The organism is Marinococcus sp. LNHM4E3-1, assembly GCF_056034405.1.
On record NZ_JBQLID010000014.1, the window covers coordinates 64,933 to 81,472 of the forward strand.

The 16,540-nt window shown below is 49.6% G+C and carries 10 protein-coding genes; 2 read left to right on the forward strand and 8 right to left on the reverse strand.

Annotation, left to right across the window (positions count from 1 at the left end):
- Positions 1 to 16: 16 nt before the first annotated feature.
- The 5 genes from addA to ACTRXI_RS13780 all read right to left on the reverse strand — a co-directional run bounded on the left by addA (position 17) and on the right by ACTRXI_RS13780 (position 12,014).
- The gene (gene addA / locus ACTRXI_RS13760) at positions 17 to 3,646 is read right to left on the reverse strand and encodes a helicase-exonuclease AddAB subunit AddA (RefSeq protein WP_474263449.1); all 3,630 of its coding nucleotides are present in this window, start codon (positions 3,644 to 3,646) and stop codon (positions 17 to 19) included.
- Positions 3,624 to 7,124, reverse strand: a complete 3,501-nt coding sequence (gene addB, locus ACTRXI_RS13765) for a helicase-exonuclease AddAB subunit AddB (RefSeq protein WP_474263451.1) — start codon at positions 7,122 to 7,124, stop codon at positions 3,624 to 3,626. The genes addA and addB overlap by 23 nt, the downstream gene beginning before the upstream one ends.
- Positions 7,125 to 7,269: 145 nt before the next feature.
- On the reverse strand, positions 7,270 to 7,593 hold the full coding sequence (locus ACTRXI_RS13770; RefSeq protein WP_322525069.1) for a hypothetical protein: 324 nt from the start codon (positions 7,591 to 7,593) through the stop codon (positions 7,270 to 7,272).
- A 274-nt stretch (positions 7,594 to 7,867) separates the two neighbouring features.
- A complete protein-coding gene (gene odhB, locus ACTRXI_RS13775; protein ID WP_474263453.1) occupies positions 7,868 to 9,154 on the reverse strand; it encodes a 2-oxoglutarate dehydrogenase complex dihydrolipoyllysine-residue succinyltransferase in 1,287 nt (428 codons plus the stop codon).
- 13 nt (positions 9,155 to 9,167) lie between these two features.
- Positions 9,168 to 12,014: a 2-oxoglutarate dehydrogenase E1 component gene (locus tag ACTRXI_RS13780; protein WP_474263455.1), complete on the reverse strand. Its 2,847-nt coding sequence runs from the start codon at positions 12,012 to 12,014 to the stop codon at positions 9,168 to 9,170.
- A 463-nt stretch (positions 12,015 to 12,477) separates the two neighbouring features.
- Between ACTRXI_RS13780 and ACTRXI_RS13785 the strand changes: the two genes are divergently transcribed.
- A complete protein-coding gene (locus ACTRXI_RS13785) occupies positions 12,478 to 13,257 on the forward strand; it encodes an HAD family hydrolase (RefSeq protein WP_474263457.1) in 780 nt (259 codons plus the stop codon).
- Between the two features lie 22 nt (positions 13,258 to 13,279).
- Here ACTRXI_RS13785 and ACTRXI_RS13790 read toward each other — a convergent pair whose 3' ends face one another.
- On the reverse strand, positions 13,280 to 13,549 hold the full coding sequence (locus ACTRXI_RS13790) for a hypothetical protein (RefSeq protein ID WP_474263459.1): 270 nt from the start codon (positions 13,547 to 13,549) through the stop codon (positions 13,280 to 13,282).
- A 129-nt stretch (positions 13,550 to 13,678) separates the two neighbouring features.
- Here ACTRXI_RS13790 and ACTRXI_RS13795 point away from each other — a divergent pair, with 129 nt between their 5' ends.
- A complete protein-coding gene (locus tag ACTRXI_RS13795) occupies positions 13,679 to 15,016 on the forward strand; it encodes a YjiH family protein (protein WP_474263461.1) in 1,338 nt (445 codons plus the stop codon).
- A 59-nt stretch (positions 15,017 to 15,075) separates the two neighbouring features.
- On the opposite strand, the gene ACTRXI_RS13800 is transcribed toward ACTRXI_RS13795, so the two are convergent.
- Positions 15,076 to 15,396 (reverse strand): hypothetical protein, encoded by a 321-nt coding sequence (locus ACTRXI_RS13800; RefSeq protein ID WP_474263463.1) that lies wholly within the window; start codon positions 15,394 to 15,396, stop codon positions 15,076 to 15,078.
- A 130-nt stretch (positions 15,397 to 15,526) separates the two neighbouring features.
- Complete coding sequence (locus ACTRXI_RS13805; RefSeq protein WP_474263465.1) at positions 15,527 to 16,219, reverse strand: hypothetical protein; 693 nt, start codon at positions 16,217 to 16,219, stop codon at positions 15,527 to 15,529.
- Positions 16,220 to 16,540: the final 321 nt, after the last annotated feature.

Consider the following 16,540-nt stretch of genomic DNA (forward strand, 5'->3'; position numbering starts at 1 on the left):
CCTCCTTTTCGTTCTCTTATCGGCCGTTCATTGAAATGGTCTGCATACCGTCGAAGGCAAAAATGTATACTTCGGGTATGGCCGCTCCCCATATGCTTTCAAGGGATGAGCGGTATAAGTCCAGCTGGGTCTGGTAGCGTTCCCGCAAAAATTCCTGCTGCTGCTTGGGATTTCCCGGGAACCGGGACTGCACCCGGTCCGTTTTATAATCAATCAGCACCCAGCGGCCGTCTGTTTCCTTTATTACGAGATCTGCAATTCCCTGAAGCAGCTGCCGGTTCTCAAGGCCGCTCCCGGTTACTCCAGCTGTAATAGGAACTTCCTTCTGAACTGCTTCGGCAGCCAGGACGCGCCGGCCCAATTCAGTTTCGAAAAAAGCAGTGACTGCAGTGGTGTCAACGCTTTCCGCCTGGGCGGCAGTAATGTATTCCTCGTCCGTCAGCCTGCGAAGCAGCCGCTGCACCCGTTCTTCGTCCGGGACGCCTGTAAAGGAAAGCTGCTCCATGACGATATGAAGAACGGTTCCTTTTTCTGCCGGACTTACGGCTTCTTCCATCATAAATGACGGCCTTCTTGCATAGGAGGAGGTAAAGGTAACGGCATGCCGCTGCTCCGCCTGGGGGTCTTCCGAGCGCCGTTTCCATTCGCTCACCGAAATTTTGGCCGCATGCCGGGTATCTTCCTCATAAGGGTATCGAAAGTACATGCGGCGCCTGACTTCTTCGTCCCATTCCTCTCCCGCCGGCACCTCTTCTTTATTTTTTACCGCCTGCATCCAGTCCTCCGCTGACGTCTCCTCCTGCACTGACCCGATCTGCAGGTTTGAGGCCGGTATAATATGAACCTTCCAGGAGGAATGATCGGACAGGTTCTTTGAGGTCTGCTGCTCTAACGGGTCGACTTGCGCGTGCTGCAACAAAACAGGCATCAGCCAGTCAAATGCGTCCTGTGCTTCCAGGCGGTCATGCAGTTCAAGAGTGTTTCCGGCCTGGGCACTTTTCTGCTCCCATTCTTCAAATTTCTTTTCTACCCTCTGCATCGAGCTTACGAGAATCAGTTGTTCCTCTGCCCTTGTAAACGCGACGTACAGCACACGCAGTTCTTCAGCAAGGCTTTCCGTTTTCATGCGGTGTTTTATCGCCGCATGCGGCAGTGTCGGCCAGCTGACACGCTGCTTTGGATCGACATATTTCATGCCGATGCCAAGCTCTTTGTGAAACAGAAGAGGCTGCCGCTGATCCTGTACATTAAAGCCCTTCTGCAGTCCGGCAGCATAAACAATCGGAAATTCCAGTCCCTTGCTTTTATGAATGCTCATAAACCGCACAACATCTTCCTGCTCCCCAAGCGCCCGCGCAGTGCCCAAATCCTCCTTTCGGTTTTTCATGCCTTCAATAAAACGAAGGAAGCGGAATACGCCGCGAAACGACGTCGATTCATACACACGGGCACGGTCATACAGCGCAAGCAGGTTCGCCCGCCGCTGTTTACCTCCGTGCAGGCCGGAACAGAAGTCCAGGTAGCCGGTTTCTTCGAGCAGTGCCCATATAAACTCTGACAGCGGCTCATATTTGGACCGGCTGCGCCAGCCCTCCAACTGTTCCAGAAACGCCTGGGCCTGGGGCTGCATACTGGAGGTGCCGCCAGCGGCCAGTTCCACGCACTGATAAAAGGAGGCATTTTTGTCCTCCAGCCGCACTTCTGCGAGCATCTCTTCATCCCAGCCGACAATCGGCGAGCGGAGCACAGAGGCGAGCGGAATATCCTGCAGCGGATTATCAATGATCTGCAGCAGGGAAATCATAATCTGAATTTCAACTGCCTGAAAATACCCGCCGGACACTTCTGCGTATACCGGTATGCCGTACGCCTGCATTTCTTCCATCATTTCATTCACCCATGGCATCGAGCGCATTAAAATCACGTGATCCCGGTACGCCGGCCGGCGCTTTTCACCCGTCTTTTGATCGGTCACCCAGCCGTTCTGCATCGAATGGCTGACTGCCTGCGCGATCCACCGGGCCTCCGCCCGGGCGTTGGTCAGCTCCGCTGCCTGAGGATCATTCTCGACGACATCCTCCTGATCAATTACGGCCACCTCGGTCACTATGTCCCCGAGGTCCAGGTATTGATCGTTGCCCCACTTCAGCTCTGCCTCGCTGTCATAGGCAATGCCGCCAAGGTCATTATCCATCAGCTGGCGGAATAAGTAGTTAACGGCATCAAGCACCTGCCTGCGGCTGCGGAAATTTTTATCGAGCATAATTCGTTCCCCGTCATCGCTTTCCCCGTACCGCTTGAATTTTTCCAGAAACAGATCCGGCTCTGCCAGACGAAAACGGTAAATGCTCTGTTTGACGTCTCCGACCATGAACAGGTTATCACCGGAGGAAAGCTGGGTGACGATTTTTTCCTGCACAAAGTTGGTATCCTGATACTCGTCCACGAGCACTTCCTGGAAAAATTCGCGGTAATGTTCCGACGCTTCTTCAAAAGCCAGAATCTGCAGGCAAGTGTGCTCCAAGTCGGAAAAGTCCATCATGGCGCGCTTTTGCTTCACCTGGTAGTACCGCTCGCTGAACGTCTGCACGAGCTGACAGAGCTCCCGGACTGATGGGTAAAGATCCACAATATCGCTTAACGCATCCTCCGGGTTTTCCGCCACCATGTCCTCCTGAAGCTTCTGAATAACCTTTTTGGCTCCGTCCCGGTTGTTTCTTATCTGTTCCCGCCGCTCCGGCGTCGCGTCTTCCTCCTTTTTGCTGGCCAGTTTTTTAAAGGTGAACCCGGCAAGCGTCTGCTGCATGTCTTTCCACGTAGCGGCTTCGAGAGCCCTCCGGCACGTATCAAGCTCCTCCTGAAGAAGCCCAAGGTTTACTTTTGGGCCGTCCGGCTGTCCGGCAGCTGCAATCGCATTTTCGTATTTGAGCACAGCACCGGCAAGAGCAGTCTCTGCCTGCTGCATCATTTCACGTCCCCACGGGAGCTCTTCGATCGACCTGCTTCCATCCGTACGGTACTGTTCAGCCACCTCCTGCAGCCATGACGCCGGATCCGCGTGTGCCCGGGAATACTGAAACAGACGCAGCACTGCTTCACGAAGCGAATCATCGCTCCGGTCTTTATTCAGCCGATCGGCAAGCAGAACAAAATCGTCATTATTTTCGGCCGCATAGTTTTCCTCGAGCAGCTCCTCAAGCAGCTCCTCCTGAATCATGGCCCCCTCATTCTGGTCCATGATACGAAACTGCGGATCCACATCCACAAGGTAATAATACGTTCGGATGACGTTCATACAGAACGAGTGAAGCGTGGAGATGGACGCCCGGTTTAACAATGCCAGCTGTCTGCGGATATGCAGATTGGCAGGGTCTGCTTTTAACTTTTCCTCGAGCGCCTTGCCTACCCTTGTTTTCATTTCAGCAGCGGCTGCGTTTGTAAACGTTACGATTAAAAGCCGGTCTACGTCCACCGGGGCTTCTGCCTGGGTGATTTTCCGGATAACCCGCTCTACAAGCACAGCGGTTTTCCCGCTCCCTGCGGCGGCAGAAACTAAAATATTAGATCCTTCCGCGTGTATTGCCTCCCACTGGCTCTCCGTCCAGCGGGCGTCTGTTGGTTTTTCAGGAATGGTCCTCAGACTCATCGTTTTCCTCCTTCTCCTGGAACAGCGTTTCCCATTTCATGCCGCCGCTCCGAAAGCTCCGGAATTCGTTGCCCGGAAATCCGCGGTCAAATTGGCATACAGAATGAAATTCACAGTAGTCACATGCTTTCTTTTGTTTCATCTGAAAAGGCTGGATACTCGTATCGCCTGCTCTCAGCTGTTCGCCGATATGGCGGATTTTGTCACGAATATGGCCGCGAAGACGCTCAAACTGTTCTTTTGAAACGACCGGTGATTGTTTATTAAACCCTCCGCCTTTATTCAGGCGCGCAGGGACGATAAACGAATCGGCGCCCGCCTCAAGCCGTTCATCCATCATTTTGGCGATGCCGGGGTCATCCGGCAGAATGCCTTTCATGCGGAACTGCTTCATCATCTCCTGTTCAATGTCCTCGGGAGACCATGATCTTCCCGCCTGAATAATAGGATTGTGTACGTTGAAATACAGTACGCCGGCCGGATCTGCTTTCGTTCCGAGCCATTCTTCGGAGAAGGAGAGCACTACATCCAAATAGACGAGCATCTGCAGCGCCAGTCCGAAAAACACCTCTTCCGGACGCAGGTCCTTGGCACTGGACTTGTAATCAATCACCCGCAGCAGCACCCCGCTGTCTGACACCGCCTGGTCGACGCGGTCAATTCTTCCCGCTACTTCCATCTGGGTTCCGTCAGCCAACTCAAATAGGAGCGGCGGAATTTCTTCGCTTGGCCCAAAGCCTACTTCAAGTCCGATAGGCGAAAACCGGCTGGATTTCGCCTGCTGGCTCAGAATCATTGAGGCCCGCTGCACGGTTTCTTCGAGCTTTTTCAGTAAATACTGGTGTCTGGAATTGCTTAAAAGAATCTGGCGCTGAATAGCCGGAGCCAGTTCATGCACCGCTTCTTCAGCATAATCACGGGCGTTCTGCTCGGAAAGCTCCTCCCACGTCCGCCCGTCCCGGTAGACGGCTTTTGTTACGTCCTTTAAAGCTGCGTGAAACAGCTGGCCAATATCCGGTGCTTCGAGCTTGTACAGCTGCCTCTCCTTCAGCTTTAGCCCGTACGAAGCAAACTGCCGGAAAGCACAGGCTTCATACTGCTCCATCCGCGATACGCTCGTTTTCATTTTCCGGCCGTAGAGTTCCCGGGTCGTTTCCCTGGAAAGCGCTACTGCCTCATTACGGTAAAACAGGCTTTTCGTCAGTTTTTCCAAACGGTTGTTTTTGACAAAAACATTGTACACACTCCACCAAAGATCAGCCACATCTTCTCCCTGTTTACAGCGTTCGAGTTCCCCAATCAAAAAGCTCATCGTTTTCATGGAGGCATTCACAAAATGCAGCTGTCCCTCTTTACTGTAACCCCCTGGTTCGTTTTGAATCAGCACCGGCGCCTGATCCGGAAACATGTCGAGCAGCTGCTGGATGACGATTGAAGGCTGGAGCCGCTTTCCTTCCTCATCAGCCATCGGATAGCTGACAATCAGTCTGTCGGAGGGCAGACTCATCGTGCGGTAAATGAGAAAGTTTTCATTCAGGAGCTTTGCCTCCCCGCTTTCTTCAAGTTCAACGCCTTGCTGCTCCAGCCAGGCCCTGTCGGACTCCTGCAGCATGCTGCTTTCTTCAAGGGCAGCCGGAAGTATGCCTTCGTTTACGCCGAGCAGGTAGACCACTTTAATACCGAGCAGCCGCGAACGTTCCATATCAGCCGCGGTTACCTGGTCCAGAGAAGGAGGTACAATCGAAAAAGTAGCTTTCGTAAAGCCTGCTTCCATCATCTGCTGAAAGGTCTGCATACCTGCTTTATCATCGCCGGCCACCTCTACCATCTGTTCAAGCAGGTCTACGGTCATGTCCCAGATCTGCTCATGCTCTCTTGCCATTTCCAGGCGGTTATGCCTGAGACAGTCATCGCGCATCATTTCGAGCTTTTCCGGTATCCGGAGCTCCTCTAAAAATGTAAACAAGGCCCCCGCTTTTTCCCGCACAGTACGGGCTTTTTTTAGTCGTGCCTGCAGGGAGAACAACGGGGCGCTTAACCGCATTCTTGTTTGATGAATATCTCTTTCGATCTCGTGGTTATCTTTATGCTCCCAGTCGTCCTCTACATTTGTGGCATGATACCGGTAGACCCACTGTTCTTCGCTTTTCCAGTCTTTTTCTCTGACGTTTCGCGCGAGTACATAATTTTCCAGGAAATCCACCTGTTTTCTCGCTTCTGGCCAGGACTCATGCACATCAAACAGCATATCTGTTTTGAACGTCCGGAACACCGACTCGTATCTCCACCGTTCTGCAATGGTCTCAAGCGCCGAGCGGATAAATTCCACTACCGGGTGATTCAGCACCGGACGCGTTTCATCCACAAACACCGGGACCCGGTAATCCTGAAATACGGTCTCAATTATATGATTATAGTCCCCCGGATTTCTGGCTACGACGGCAATGTCTTCATACCTGTAATCATGATCCCGTACAAGCGCTGCAATATCCCGCGCGCATTCCTCGACTTCGGTCCGGCGGTTGACCGCATTTTTAACCGTAATAGCATCTCCGCCCGAACTAGTTTTATAGGAACGGTTTTCCATGAACCTCTCTAAATGCTGAAGTGCTTCGTGTTTATTTGTCGTGCCGCCATTAAACCAGTACGGCCTATTCACCGATACAGCATGGTCTTCTGCCAGCGCGCTCAGCTGGTAATATGTTTTTGCTGTCTGTCTGAACATATCCGGAGCCGGATGTGCGTCTTCCTTGTTCGTCAAATCATCGAGCGTCAATGCGATCCGCACATCCTGCGAGTACTGAAGCAGCTGCTCAACTACCGACAGCTCCTGCGGGGTGAAGCGGTGGAAGCCGTCAATATAAATGACTGCTTCTGCAATGTAAGCAGAGGAATTCACTTTTTCAGTCAGCCAGAACAGCTGCTCCTCGCTTCCAATGTAGCGGTCCCCGATGACCTTATCCATCTCTTCCCAAATCAGCAGAAGATCCTGAAGCTTCGCTGTCAGAATACGATCAGCCCCGGTTGCCCCGCTTTTTTCCAGCCCCTCCACCATATCGTGCATAGCTGCTTTGGACACATTGTGGGTTTTCCATTCTGTAATTACTTCATCCACCTGGTCAATGAAGCCGTCCGTATAGCTCGACGTTTCATACAGCCGAAAATGCTTGCGCTGTTCACTGATCACTTTACGAATCAGCATCTGTTTGCCTGTTTTCTGAAGCGCGGTTTTGGCCGCTCCACCTGTTTCCTGAAAAACCTTCCACGCAAGTCGCGGAAAGCTGTAGACCTGGGCTCTTGTCATCCCTTTTTCCGACAGGCGGACAAGCTGCTGTTCTACCTGAAAAGTCATTTGGTCAGGGGTAATAACAATTACTGGCGGTCCATTGGGATCACGGGTAATCATTTCATTAATTTCTCGATGCATGGCGGTGGACTTACCCGTCCCGGAACGCCCAAGATAAAATTGTAGGCTCATGAACATTCTCCTCTGCCGGATTAAAAACCGGATCATATGTTTGGTTTTATTATATCAGATTTTTATTTTTTTGTTTAATACAGTATGTGAAATTAATTAATTTTGATAAGAAAAACGCCCTGCTGCCAGGACGTTCTTCAACTTATTAGGAAACAGCATCTGCTGTTTTTTGTGGTTTGCTGAATCGTTTCACTCCCGCGCAGTTGAGATGTTCGAACGGACCAAATCCATGGAGGAATAGGCGCAATTCTTTTTTCAGCTGCAGGCGTTCATGGACGTACACAGAGATGTCTTCAAACTGGTAACGCGTATACATGGCAGTTTCAGCAGGTGTGCCTACCTGTACTACTGTATCGACTGGGCCTTTGTCTTTTTTCTGATTCCAAAAATAAAATGGGTCCAGCGTAACTACGCCTCCATCTCTTCTAATACGCGCAGCTGTTTTTCGGTCCATTTTAATATTGCTCATACTATCCCTCCTTGGTATATCGTGTTCTCTCAACGATCACATATGTGATTATATCAATAGATAGAAACGGAACGCAAGCGTTAAACGAAGAAAAAATCATTTATTTTCATTTCATCTCTATTTTTACGATAAAATGGCTGAAAATCAGAGATTATCGCGAAATATCAAAAAATGTGTGTTTTCTTATCGTCGGGCTGGCACTGCCAGAAATCATCCCTTCTGCGTTTCTGCAAAGAAAAAAGCCCGCCGGAAAGCGGGCTTTGATCATATTGTATTATCCTTCGAGCAGAAGGTTTTCTGGATCCTCAAGCAGCTGCTTCAGCGTTACAAGGAAACTTACTGCTTCTTTTCCGTCCACGATGCGGTGATCGTAGGAAAGAGCCGTATACATCATCGGCCGGTTCTCCATCGTATCCTGGTCAATGGCCACCGGACGCCACTGGATCGTGTGCATTCCAAGTATACCTACCTGCGGAGCGTTCAGAATCGGTGTCGACAGCAGCGAACCGAAAACGCCGCCGTTTGTGATTGTAAAGGTACCACCCTGAAGATCTTTCAAGGTTAATTTATTATCGCGGGCCTTTAATGAAAGGTCCATAATTTCCTGTTCGATTTCAGCAAACGTTTTTCGATCAGCGTCCCGGACTACCGGTACGACGAGGCCATCGTCAGTGGAAACAGCCATGCCGATATCGTAGAACTGCTTTTTGATCACTTCTGTAGCCTGAATTTCTGCATTCAGCAGCGGGTATTTTTTCAGTGCTGCAATAACACCCTTCGTAAAGAAGGACATAAATCCGAGGCGCACGTCGTGCTGCTCCTGGAACGTATCCTTCCGGCGTTTTCTCAGGTCCATGATTGCTGACATGTCCACTTCGTTAAACGTCGTCAGCATCGCTGTTTCCTGCTGGACTTCCTTCAGCCGGCTCGCGATCGTCTGACGGCGGCGGGACATTTTAACCCGTTCCACCGGCTTGCCTTCGAATTCATCCTTCTCGCTTTTGGCAGCAGGCTTCTCAGGCTGTTTTTCCTCTTTTTTGCTGCTTCCTTTTACTTCATTATCCACATCTTCTTTGCGGACGCGCCCCTTCGGATCGCTCCCGGACACTTCATTCAGGTCAATGCCCTGCTCGCGAGCGTATTTGCGCACAGAAGGAGACGCAACCGGCCGGTCTGCCGGGGATTCTTCTTTCGATTCTTCTTTCGTGCTTTCTTCCGATTTTTCAGCTGCCGGCTCTTTGGAAGCTTCCTGCTTTTCTTCGCTTTCCTTTTCCGGAGCTGCTTCCTCTGAGCTTTTTTCTTCTGAGCTTCCGCCTCCGGCTTCACCGTTTTCGTCCACTACGGCAATTACCTCGCCGACTTCTACGTTGTCGCCCTCTTCTTTTAACAGTTCCTGGAGGACACCAGTTTTCTCCGATGGGATTTCCACATTCACTTTATCGGTTTCAAGTTCAGCGATGTTTTCTCCCTGTTCGACTTTGTCCCCTGGTTTTTTTAACCATTCTGCGATTGTTCCCTCTGTAACGGATTCGCCTAGTTCTGGTACTTTGATCTCTGCCATGACTGCGTCCTCCTTATTCGTTTCCTTTTAGGGCTTCCTGAATGATGCGGTTCTGTTCTTTTTTATGGATTGTAGGGTCGCCTTCCGCCGGACTTGACCTTCTGCGGCGCCCGATATAATCCACCGATGCTCCTTTTGGTGCCAGATTGTGCAGGAGCGGGTACATGTAATACCATGCGCCCATGTTTTTCGGCTCCTCCTGAACCCATTGGATCGATTTTACGTTTGGATACGCTTCTAAGATGTCACGGATTTCTTCTTCCGGAAACGGATAGAGCTCTTCAATCCGGACGATATGGATATCGCTCGGCACTTCACCGTCGGCCAGTGCTTCATGCAGGTCGATGGTCATTTTTCCAGTACCTACGAGCAGACGTTTTACTTTCTTTTTGTCTTTGCCCGTCAGCGGGTCTTCCACTACGGATTGGAAAGCACCTTCCCCGAAAGCCTCCGGCTCGCTAGCGACGGTCTGATTACGCAGCAGACTTTTTGGTGTCATGAGCACAAGCGGACGCATTTCGTCTTTTCCGAGAAATTCCGCCTGCCGCCGGAGCAGGTGGAAGTATTGCGCTGAACTCGAGAGGTAAGCGACATTCCAGTTATTTTCTGCTGAGAGCGTCAGAAAACGTTCGAGTCTTGCACTTGAGTGTTCCGGCCCCTGTCCTTCGTAGCCGTGCGGGAGCAGAAAGACCATACCGGACTTTTGTCCCCACTTAGCGCGGCCCGCAGAAACAAACTGGTCAAATATTACCTGTGCAGCGTTACCGAAATCACCAAACTGGGCTTCCCAGAGTGTCAATGTTTCCGGTGCCTGCACATTATATCCGTATTCAAAGCCGACGATACCGTTTTCTGAAAGCGGACTGTTGTAAAGTGCAAAGGCGGCATTTGCTTTCGAGAACGCATGCATTGGGGAATAAATATCTCCGTTTTTATGGTCATGGAGCACCAGATGTCTCTGTGCGAATGTGCCGCGCTGGGAGTCCTGACCGGTTAAACGCACCGGTGTGCCGTCTGCGAGAATTGTTGCAAAGGCTAACGCTTCGGCATGGCCCCAGTCCACTTTGCCGCCTTCTTCCATAGCCGGTCCACGGCGTTCAAGAATTTTTCTTAATTTCGGAAAAACATTGAAGTTTTCGGGCCAGGTAATAAGCTCCTGGTTAATTTCCTTCAGTTCGTTTAAATCATAGCCGGTTTCGACTTTAGGAAGACGTTTTTCCACTTCTTCCGGCACCGGTCCAAGCTCCGTCTCCGCTTCTTTATCCTCTGCTACTTTGTTGTACTGATCCCGCAGATGATTCAGCGTATCCTCTTTCAGCTGATCGGTTTCGGATTTTTTCCAGAATCCGATTTGGTCCAGATGATCCGCGTAATGCTCACGAACAGACGGATGCTCACGAATCAGTCCGTATAAGTATGGCTGGGTTGCTGCCGGCTCATCTGTTTCGTTATGGCCGTAACGGCGGTAGCCGATCAAATCGATCACAAAGTCTTTATTGAATTTATTTCTGTATTCATAAGCCAGCTGCACGGCCGCGAGACAGGCTTCCGGTTCGTCTGCGTTCACGTGAATAACCGGGATTTCGTAGCCTTTGGCCGGGTCACTTGAATAGGTCGTACTTCTTGCATCGTGCGTATCGGTGGTAAAGCCAAGCTGGTTATTGGCAATGACGTGCACGGTACCGCCCGTCTGATACCCTTTCAGCCGGCTCATGTTCAAGGTTTCTGTGACGACTCCTTCGCCTGGAAAAGCCGCATCGCCGTGCACTAAAATAGCCATGGCCTTAGAGCCGTCCTGCTGCGGAAAGCCCGGCTCACTGACGTCATCCTGCGCGGCCCGTGTATAGCCTTCCACGACCGGATTGACGTATTCCAGGTGACTTGGATTGTTGGCAAGGGAAATACGGGATTCAAACGATTCCTGATTAATGTTTTTATCTGCTCCCAGGTGATACTTTACGTCTCCCGTCCAGCCGTAGTTGATCCCAACGGAACCTTCCGAAGGTACGAGATCTTTGTTGGGGGAGTGCTGAAATTCGGAGAAGATCAGGTCATAAGGCTTCCCGATAACTTTGGCCAGAACGCTCAAACGCCCACGGTGGGCCATGCCGATCATAATGTTTCTTGCCCCGTCCTGCATCGCGCTGTGGGTAAGCTCTTCCATAATAGGAGCAAGAATGTCAATTCCTTCTATAGAAAAGCGTTTCTGGCCGACAAACGTTTTCTGCAGAAATTGCTCGAAGGCTTCTACTTCCGTAAGGCTTTTCAGCAAAGCTTTGCGTTTATCATCTGACACAGCGCTGTATATTTCGCCTGACTCCACCTTGCGATTGAGCCAGCGGTGCTCTTCCACATCATGGACGTGGTCGAATTCAAAAGCGATGGTTTTTGTATACATCTGTTTTAAATGCTCGATTGCTTCGAGTCCGTCAGATACTGATTCCGGAGCGTCCGGACATAGAATTTCCTTCGGAATGGTCCGAAGATCTTCTTCACTTAGTCCGTATTCTTCTATGCGAAGAAATGACGTTTCTCCGTTTGGTTCCTGAAGCGGGTTGATGTCTGCAGAAAGATGGCCGTGAATACGGATATTTTCAGCAAGTTTAACTGCATCCGCGATCTTTTCCATATTAAGTCCGGCACCGACTGCCTGGTCTTTTTCATCCACAGCAGGAGCATATCCGGCTGATGCTTCCCCATTTGACGATGGCGGTCCGTACTGGTCAAACCAGCTTTTAATCTCCGGTTCCACAGCGTCAGGATCTTCCTTGTACACGTCGTATTGTTCCCACATATAACCCAGATTGGGACCATAAAATTCCTGCCAGGCTTCTTCAGCCCTGGATTGATGCTTACTCATCGAGTGATACCCCCAGCTTATGTGATCAATAAGTTTTCTAAACTATCATATTAGTCGTTTAATATCTATGAAGGTGAACCATTTGGAATGGAGTTTCCACCATCACTTCCCTTCTTCGACTCAACCAATTCTTCGAGAACATGCCTTTTCATAAATCAGACATATTTTAACATGCTTATAGCAGGTACTCAAAACCTTACCCAGCCAAGTATACGAAAAATATGTATGCTCCTCGCTGCAGGAGGCCGAAAATCCGATTGATTTTCACTTTCCGGCATCTTTAAAGCGCGATCTCCTATGAAGCGTTCTCACACACCTACATTGTACACTAATTCTTTTCACTTGACAGTCCCTAAACTGAATTATTTGCTTTTCCAGGCAGAACGGCATATTTCTTTTTCTTAAACATTAATCGCTGTGCTATGATTTATACATACATTTTCACTTTCACAGGGGGATTTTCATGAAAACACTTATTTTTGATTTAGACGACACCCTGCTCTGGGATAAAAAAAGCATCACTGAAGCGCTGCGGGCCACGGCCTTTGACGCCGAGATACGCACTGGGGTGCATGCACCGCTGCTCATGGAAACCGTGCAGCAGACTGCACCCGAACTGTATAAGAACCTTTCTGTATATGACTTCACTAAAACGATAGGCATTAACGCATTCGAAGGCCTCTGGGGACACTTTGACGATATTGAGCACCGGCGCTTCCAGGAAATGAGCCGGCTTATTTCCTCCTATCAAAAAGAAACATGGACGCGGGCGCTTGCAGCCCACGGCGTCCACCAGCCGGAAACAGGGGAATGGCTTAAGGACCGCTTTATTATGCACCGACGTCACCTGCCCTATGTATATGCTGATACGTTTGAAGTCCTTCATACCCTAAAGGATGACTATCAGCTGCTGATGCTCACAAACGGCTCCCCCAGTCTTCAGCGGCTGAAGCTGTCCCTGACCCCGGCGCTCGTGCCTTTCTTTGACCATATTATTATCAGCGGCGAATTCGGTGTGGGAAAACCTGATCCTGCCATCTTTACTCATGCGCTGCGCCTCGCAGACGCTTCTCCTGAAGATACACTGATGATCGGGGACAATATGAATACCGATATCGCAGGGGCAAAAAAAGCCGGTATCAGCAGCGCCTGGATCAACCATGACGGGAGCGTCCCGACTCATGAATTCCGGGCAGAACATGAGCTGACGGCTCTCGGGGATCTGCTGCCTCTGCTCCGCTGAGCAAACGCCCGCACCTTCCGGTTCATAAAAACGGACGAAGTTTTTTGACGTAGCGCTTCACACGGAACAGCACCTCCCGCTGCAGCGCGGGCCGGGGAATCTGGGAGGCTACTGCTTTCACGTCAGGGTAGACGCCGTAAGCGTGGTAAGCCACCGGAATAACTGCTTCAAATAAAATATCGCCCTTTTCACGGTGTATTACTTCCGTTCTCACCTCCGCTATATGCGTCCTGAGCTCATCTTCCGGCTCTTTTAAATACACGGATTCAACGTCAAAGATATATTGCGGCATAGTTTGGTCATTGCTCCTTTCCCTTGAGACGGATAAAAATGTGCTTTGCAAATGGCGGTTTTCGTGTTAATTTAGTACAATGTTTGTAGTAATTATACATAAAACTGTATGAATATCGAGGTGAAGAAAATGAGTTCCACTCCATCCACCAGGGCCTCGAGCGCCCTTAAATTTATTATTCCTTCATTGATTGGGATCTTTTTATTTATGGTCCCCATTTCTACTGATGACGGCTTAACCGTTCCGGTGGCTCTTCTTGCCGGATGGCTCGAAGGCTTACTGAGCGGTATACTGCCTGCGATGGGCGTCATTTTTATCGGCATCTCCGTAGTCGGTGCCATTATTGCCCGGTTCCGTCCGTTTTCCTCAGGTATCGCCGTGTCGTTGTTTCATGTAACCAACGGGTGGCTTCTCATCCGCATTTTAGGCTTTATTTTTGCTTTTTTAACCCTTTTTCAAATTGGCCCGGGCTGGCTTATCGGGGACGCTACCGGTGGTCTTCTGCTCTATTCCCTGATTCTTCTCTTAATTACCGTCTTCTTTTTTGCCGGTTATTTTCTCCCGTTTCTGCTTAATTTCGGCCTGCTCGAATTTTTTGGTTCGATCCTGACGATTTTAATGCGCCCGTTATTTACCCTTCCGGGCCGCTCCTCGATTGACGGTCTCGCTTCGTGGTTAGGCGATGGCACCATCGGCGTGCTTTTGACAAGTCAGCAGTATGAAAGCGGCCACTACACGCAGCGCGAGGCTGCTGTTATCAGTACGACGTTCTCGGTAGTCAGTATCACATTCACCATTACAATCCTTGGGGAACTGGATTTGCTTGCCTACACGCTGCCGTATTACCTCACCATCGTTGCAGCCGGCGTGGCCTGCGCACTCATTATGCCCCGGATTCCTCCGTTGTCGCGGAAGAAAAACGAGTATTACAACCAACAGCCTGCAGAGGAAATCGCGAACGGCCATACAGGTAAAAATCCTGTGTCCTCCGGGTGGGAAAAAGCACTCGATAAAGCTTCACGCACTCATTGGTCTTCCGTGCTGATCAGCGGTACAAAAAACGTGCTTGATATGTGGATCAGCGTCATCCCGATTGTCATGGGCCTTGGCACCATCGCAGTTGTTATTGCAGAATTTACGCCGTTGTTCGCCTGGCTCGGTGCTCCGTTCGTGCCGCTCCTGCAGCTGATGCAGGTGCCGGAGGCAGTAGCAGCCAGCGAAACAATGCTCATCGGATTTGCGGATATGTTCCTGCCGGCTATTCTTGGTACGGATATTGAAAGCGAAATGACCCGCTTCATTATCGGGGCCCTGTCGGTCAGTCAGCTCATTTACATGTCCGAAGTTGGTGGTCTGCTGCTCGGGAGCAAGCTTCCGGTACGCTTTATCGACCTTGTACTCATCTTTCTCGAAAGAACCATTATTTCACTTCCAGTTATTGTTTTAATCGCTCATTTTATCTTCTAAAAAACCAGCAGACATATAGAAGAAATCGTAAAAAGCCGGCGGGGGTCCGCCGGCTTTCTTTATGCTTCAGTACGCTGTTTTCCGTACCAGTCATCGAGTACTTTTGCATCGAGTATTTTACTTTCAATAAACTCCTGCTGCTTCGTTTTGAACTCTTTCTGCCAGTCGATATTCAGTTCCTCTGCGAGCTCTACCGTAGTAAGCAGCTCCTGCCAGGCTACATACCGCTTATACCAGAAAAACTGAGGCTGTTCATTCATATACGGATATAAATCGTCAAAAGCGGTGTGTTTACAGTCGATGGTGCGCTCAAATTGAGTTTTGGCTTCCTGCAATTTACCGGCAAAAAACGTGCTGAGATTCTTTTCGTTTTGACTCATCAGCTCTCCATCCCTTCTGTATATTTACCTACATTCTGCCACAGAAACGCCTAATCGAAAAGAATTATGTTCTCACTGGGTTTTCAAAGCAATAAAAAACGCTGCAGTTCTGCAGCGTTTTGTTCGTCTATTAACCAATCCGGTCAAGCCGGCGCTCCATCCGCTCAAGCTGATGGTCTCCCGCTCTCTTTTTATTGGAGGCTTTAATTACTTTCTTCAGCTTTTTCTTCGTTGTCCCTGCCGGAAGAAGGCCCTCACTGATCAGAAACTTGTAAAAGAAATCGAGTCGCCCGGTTTCCAGCTGATAAGCACGCGGAACCTGCTGCAGGTACGAACTGACCGCATCTGATAAGGAGGCGTTGTGAGCATCCAATTCGCTGTAACGTTCTTTATACATGCGGTAATTGTTTTCACTGAGGCGGTTCATAAGCGTCAGCAGAAAACGTTCCTCATTTCCCTGAAGCTGAAAGCCTTTCTTCTCAATCAAACGAAGAAATACAGCAAGATCCGTGTTGTAAAAGTCGAGCGCAAGCTTCATTTCACTTGTGACAGAGAGTGTCAGCGAATACTTCCCCTGCGCACGGGCAAGAAGCCGGTTGTAAAGCGCCCGGTTCACACGGTCGTTTAAAAGAAATGACGGATGGATCGTATACAAATATTTTTCAATATCTTTATTGAGAAGTTCATCAGTCCAATCATCATTTTCACGTCTCTGCCTCATCTGTACCTGCAGATCCGTATTGTAATCCTGAATCCGTTCTTCTGTTTGCCGGGCAAGCTGATCGCGCTTGTCCATCCATTTTTGCTTCATTGCTTTTAGCATATGAAAGCCTCCCTTCCTTATCCTCTCTCTTATAGGCTGGTTTACCCAACCCTCTCTTTATTTCCTAGAGCAGTGTATCACATCACAACTTAAAATAAAATAGAGCATTTAAAAGTTTTTCGTATGAATTTAAACCTTTACGCTACTGAGTGCTTTTATTGGACTCACAGAAGGATATATCACATTACAAAGGCATTCACTTCTTTTTTTTGCAGCAAAAAAACCTTTCCAGTCCGGAAAGGTTTCAGACTGTCGACAATGACTCTAATTTTAGAGTTTGTCGGCAGTTTTTTTGTGCTATGATAAAAAGAAATAGCCTGG

What these genes read in the sequence shown, in the direction of transcription:
- ACTRXI_RS13790 (WP_474263459.1), bottom strand. Translation starts at nt 13,549, where the DNA reads ATGCCGCAATATATCTTTGACGTTGAATCCGTGTATTTAAAAGAGCCG.
- ACTRXI_RS13800 (WP_474263463.1), bottom strand. Translation starts at nt 15,396, where the DNA reads ATGAGTCAAAACGAAAAGAATCTCAGCACGTTTTTTGCCGGTAAATTG.
- ACTRXI_RS13770 (WP_322525069.1), bottom strand. Translation starts at nt 7,593, where the DNA reads ATGAGCAATATTAAAATGGACCGAAAAACAGCTGCGCGTATTAGAAGA.
- addB (WP_474263451.1), bottom strand. Translation starts at nt 7,124, where the DNA reads ATGAGCCTACAATTTTATCTTGGGCGTTCCGGGACGGGTAAGTCCACC.
- addA (WP_474263449.1), bottom strand. Translation starts at nt 3,646, where the DNA reads ATGAGTCTGAGGACCATTCCTGAAAAACCAACAGACGCCCGCTGGACG.
- ACTRXI_RS13805 (WP_474263465.1), bottom strand. Translation starts at nt 16,219, where the DNA reads ATGCTAAAAGCAATGAAGCAAAAATGGATGGACAAGCGCGATCAGCTT.
- ACTRXI_RS13795 (WP_474263461.1), top strand. Translation starts at nt 13,679, where the DNA reads ATGAGTTCCACTCCATCCACCAGGGCCTCGAGCGCCCTTAAATTTATT.
- ACTRXI_RS13780 (WP_474263455.1), bottom strand. Translation starts at nt 12,014, where the DNA reads ATGAGTAAGCATCAATCCAGGGCTGAAGAAGCCTGGCAGGAATTTTAT.
- odhB (WP_474263453.1), bottom strand. Translation starts at nt 9,154, where the DNA reads ATGGCAGAGATCAAAGTACCAGAACTAGGCGAATCCGTTACAGAGGGA.
- ACTRXI_RS13785 (WP_474263457.1), top strand. Translation starts at nt 12,478, where the DNA reads ATGAAAACACTTATTTTTGATTTAGACGACACCCTGCTCTGGGATAAA.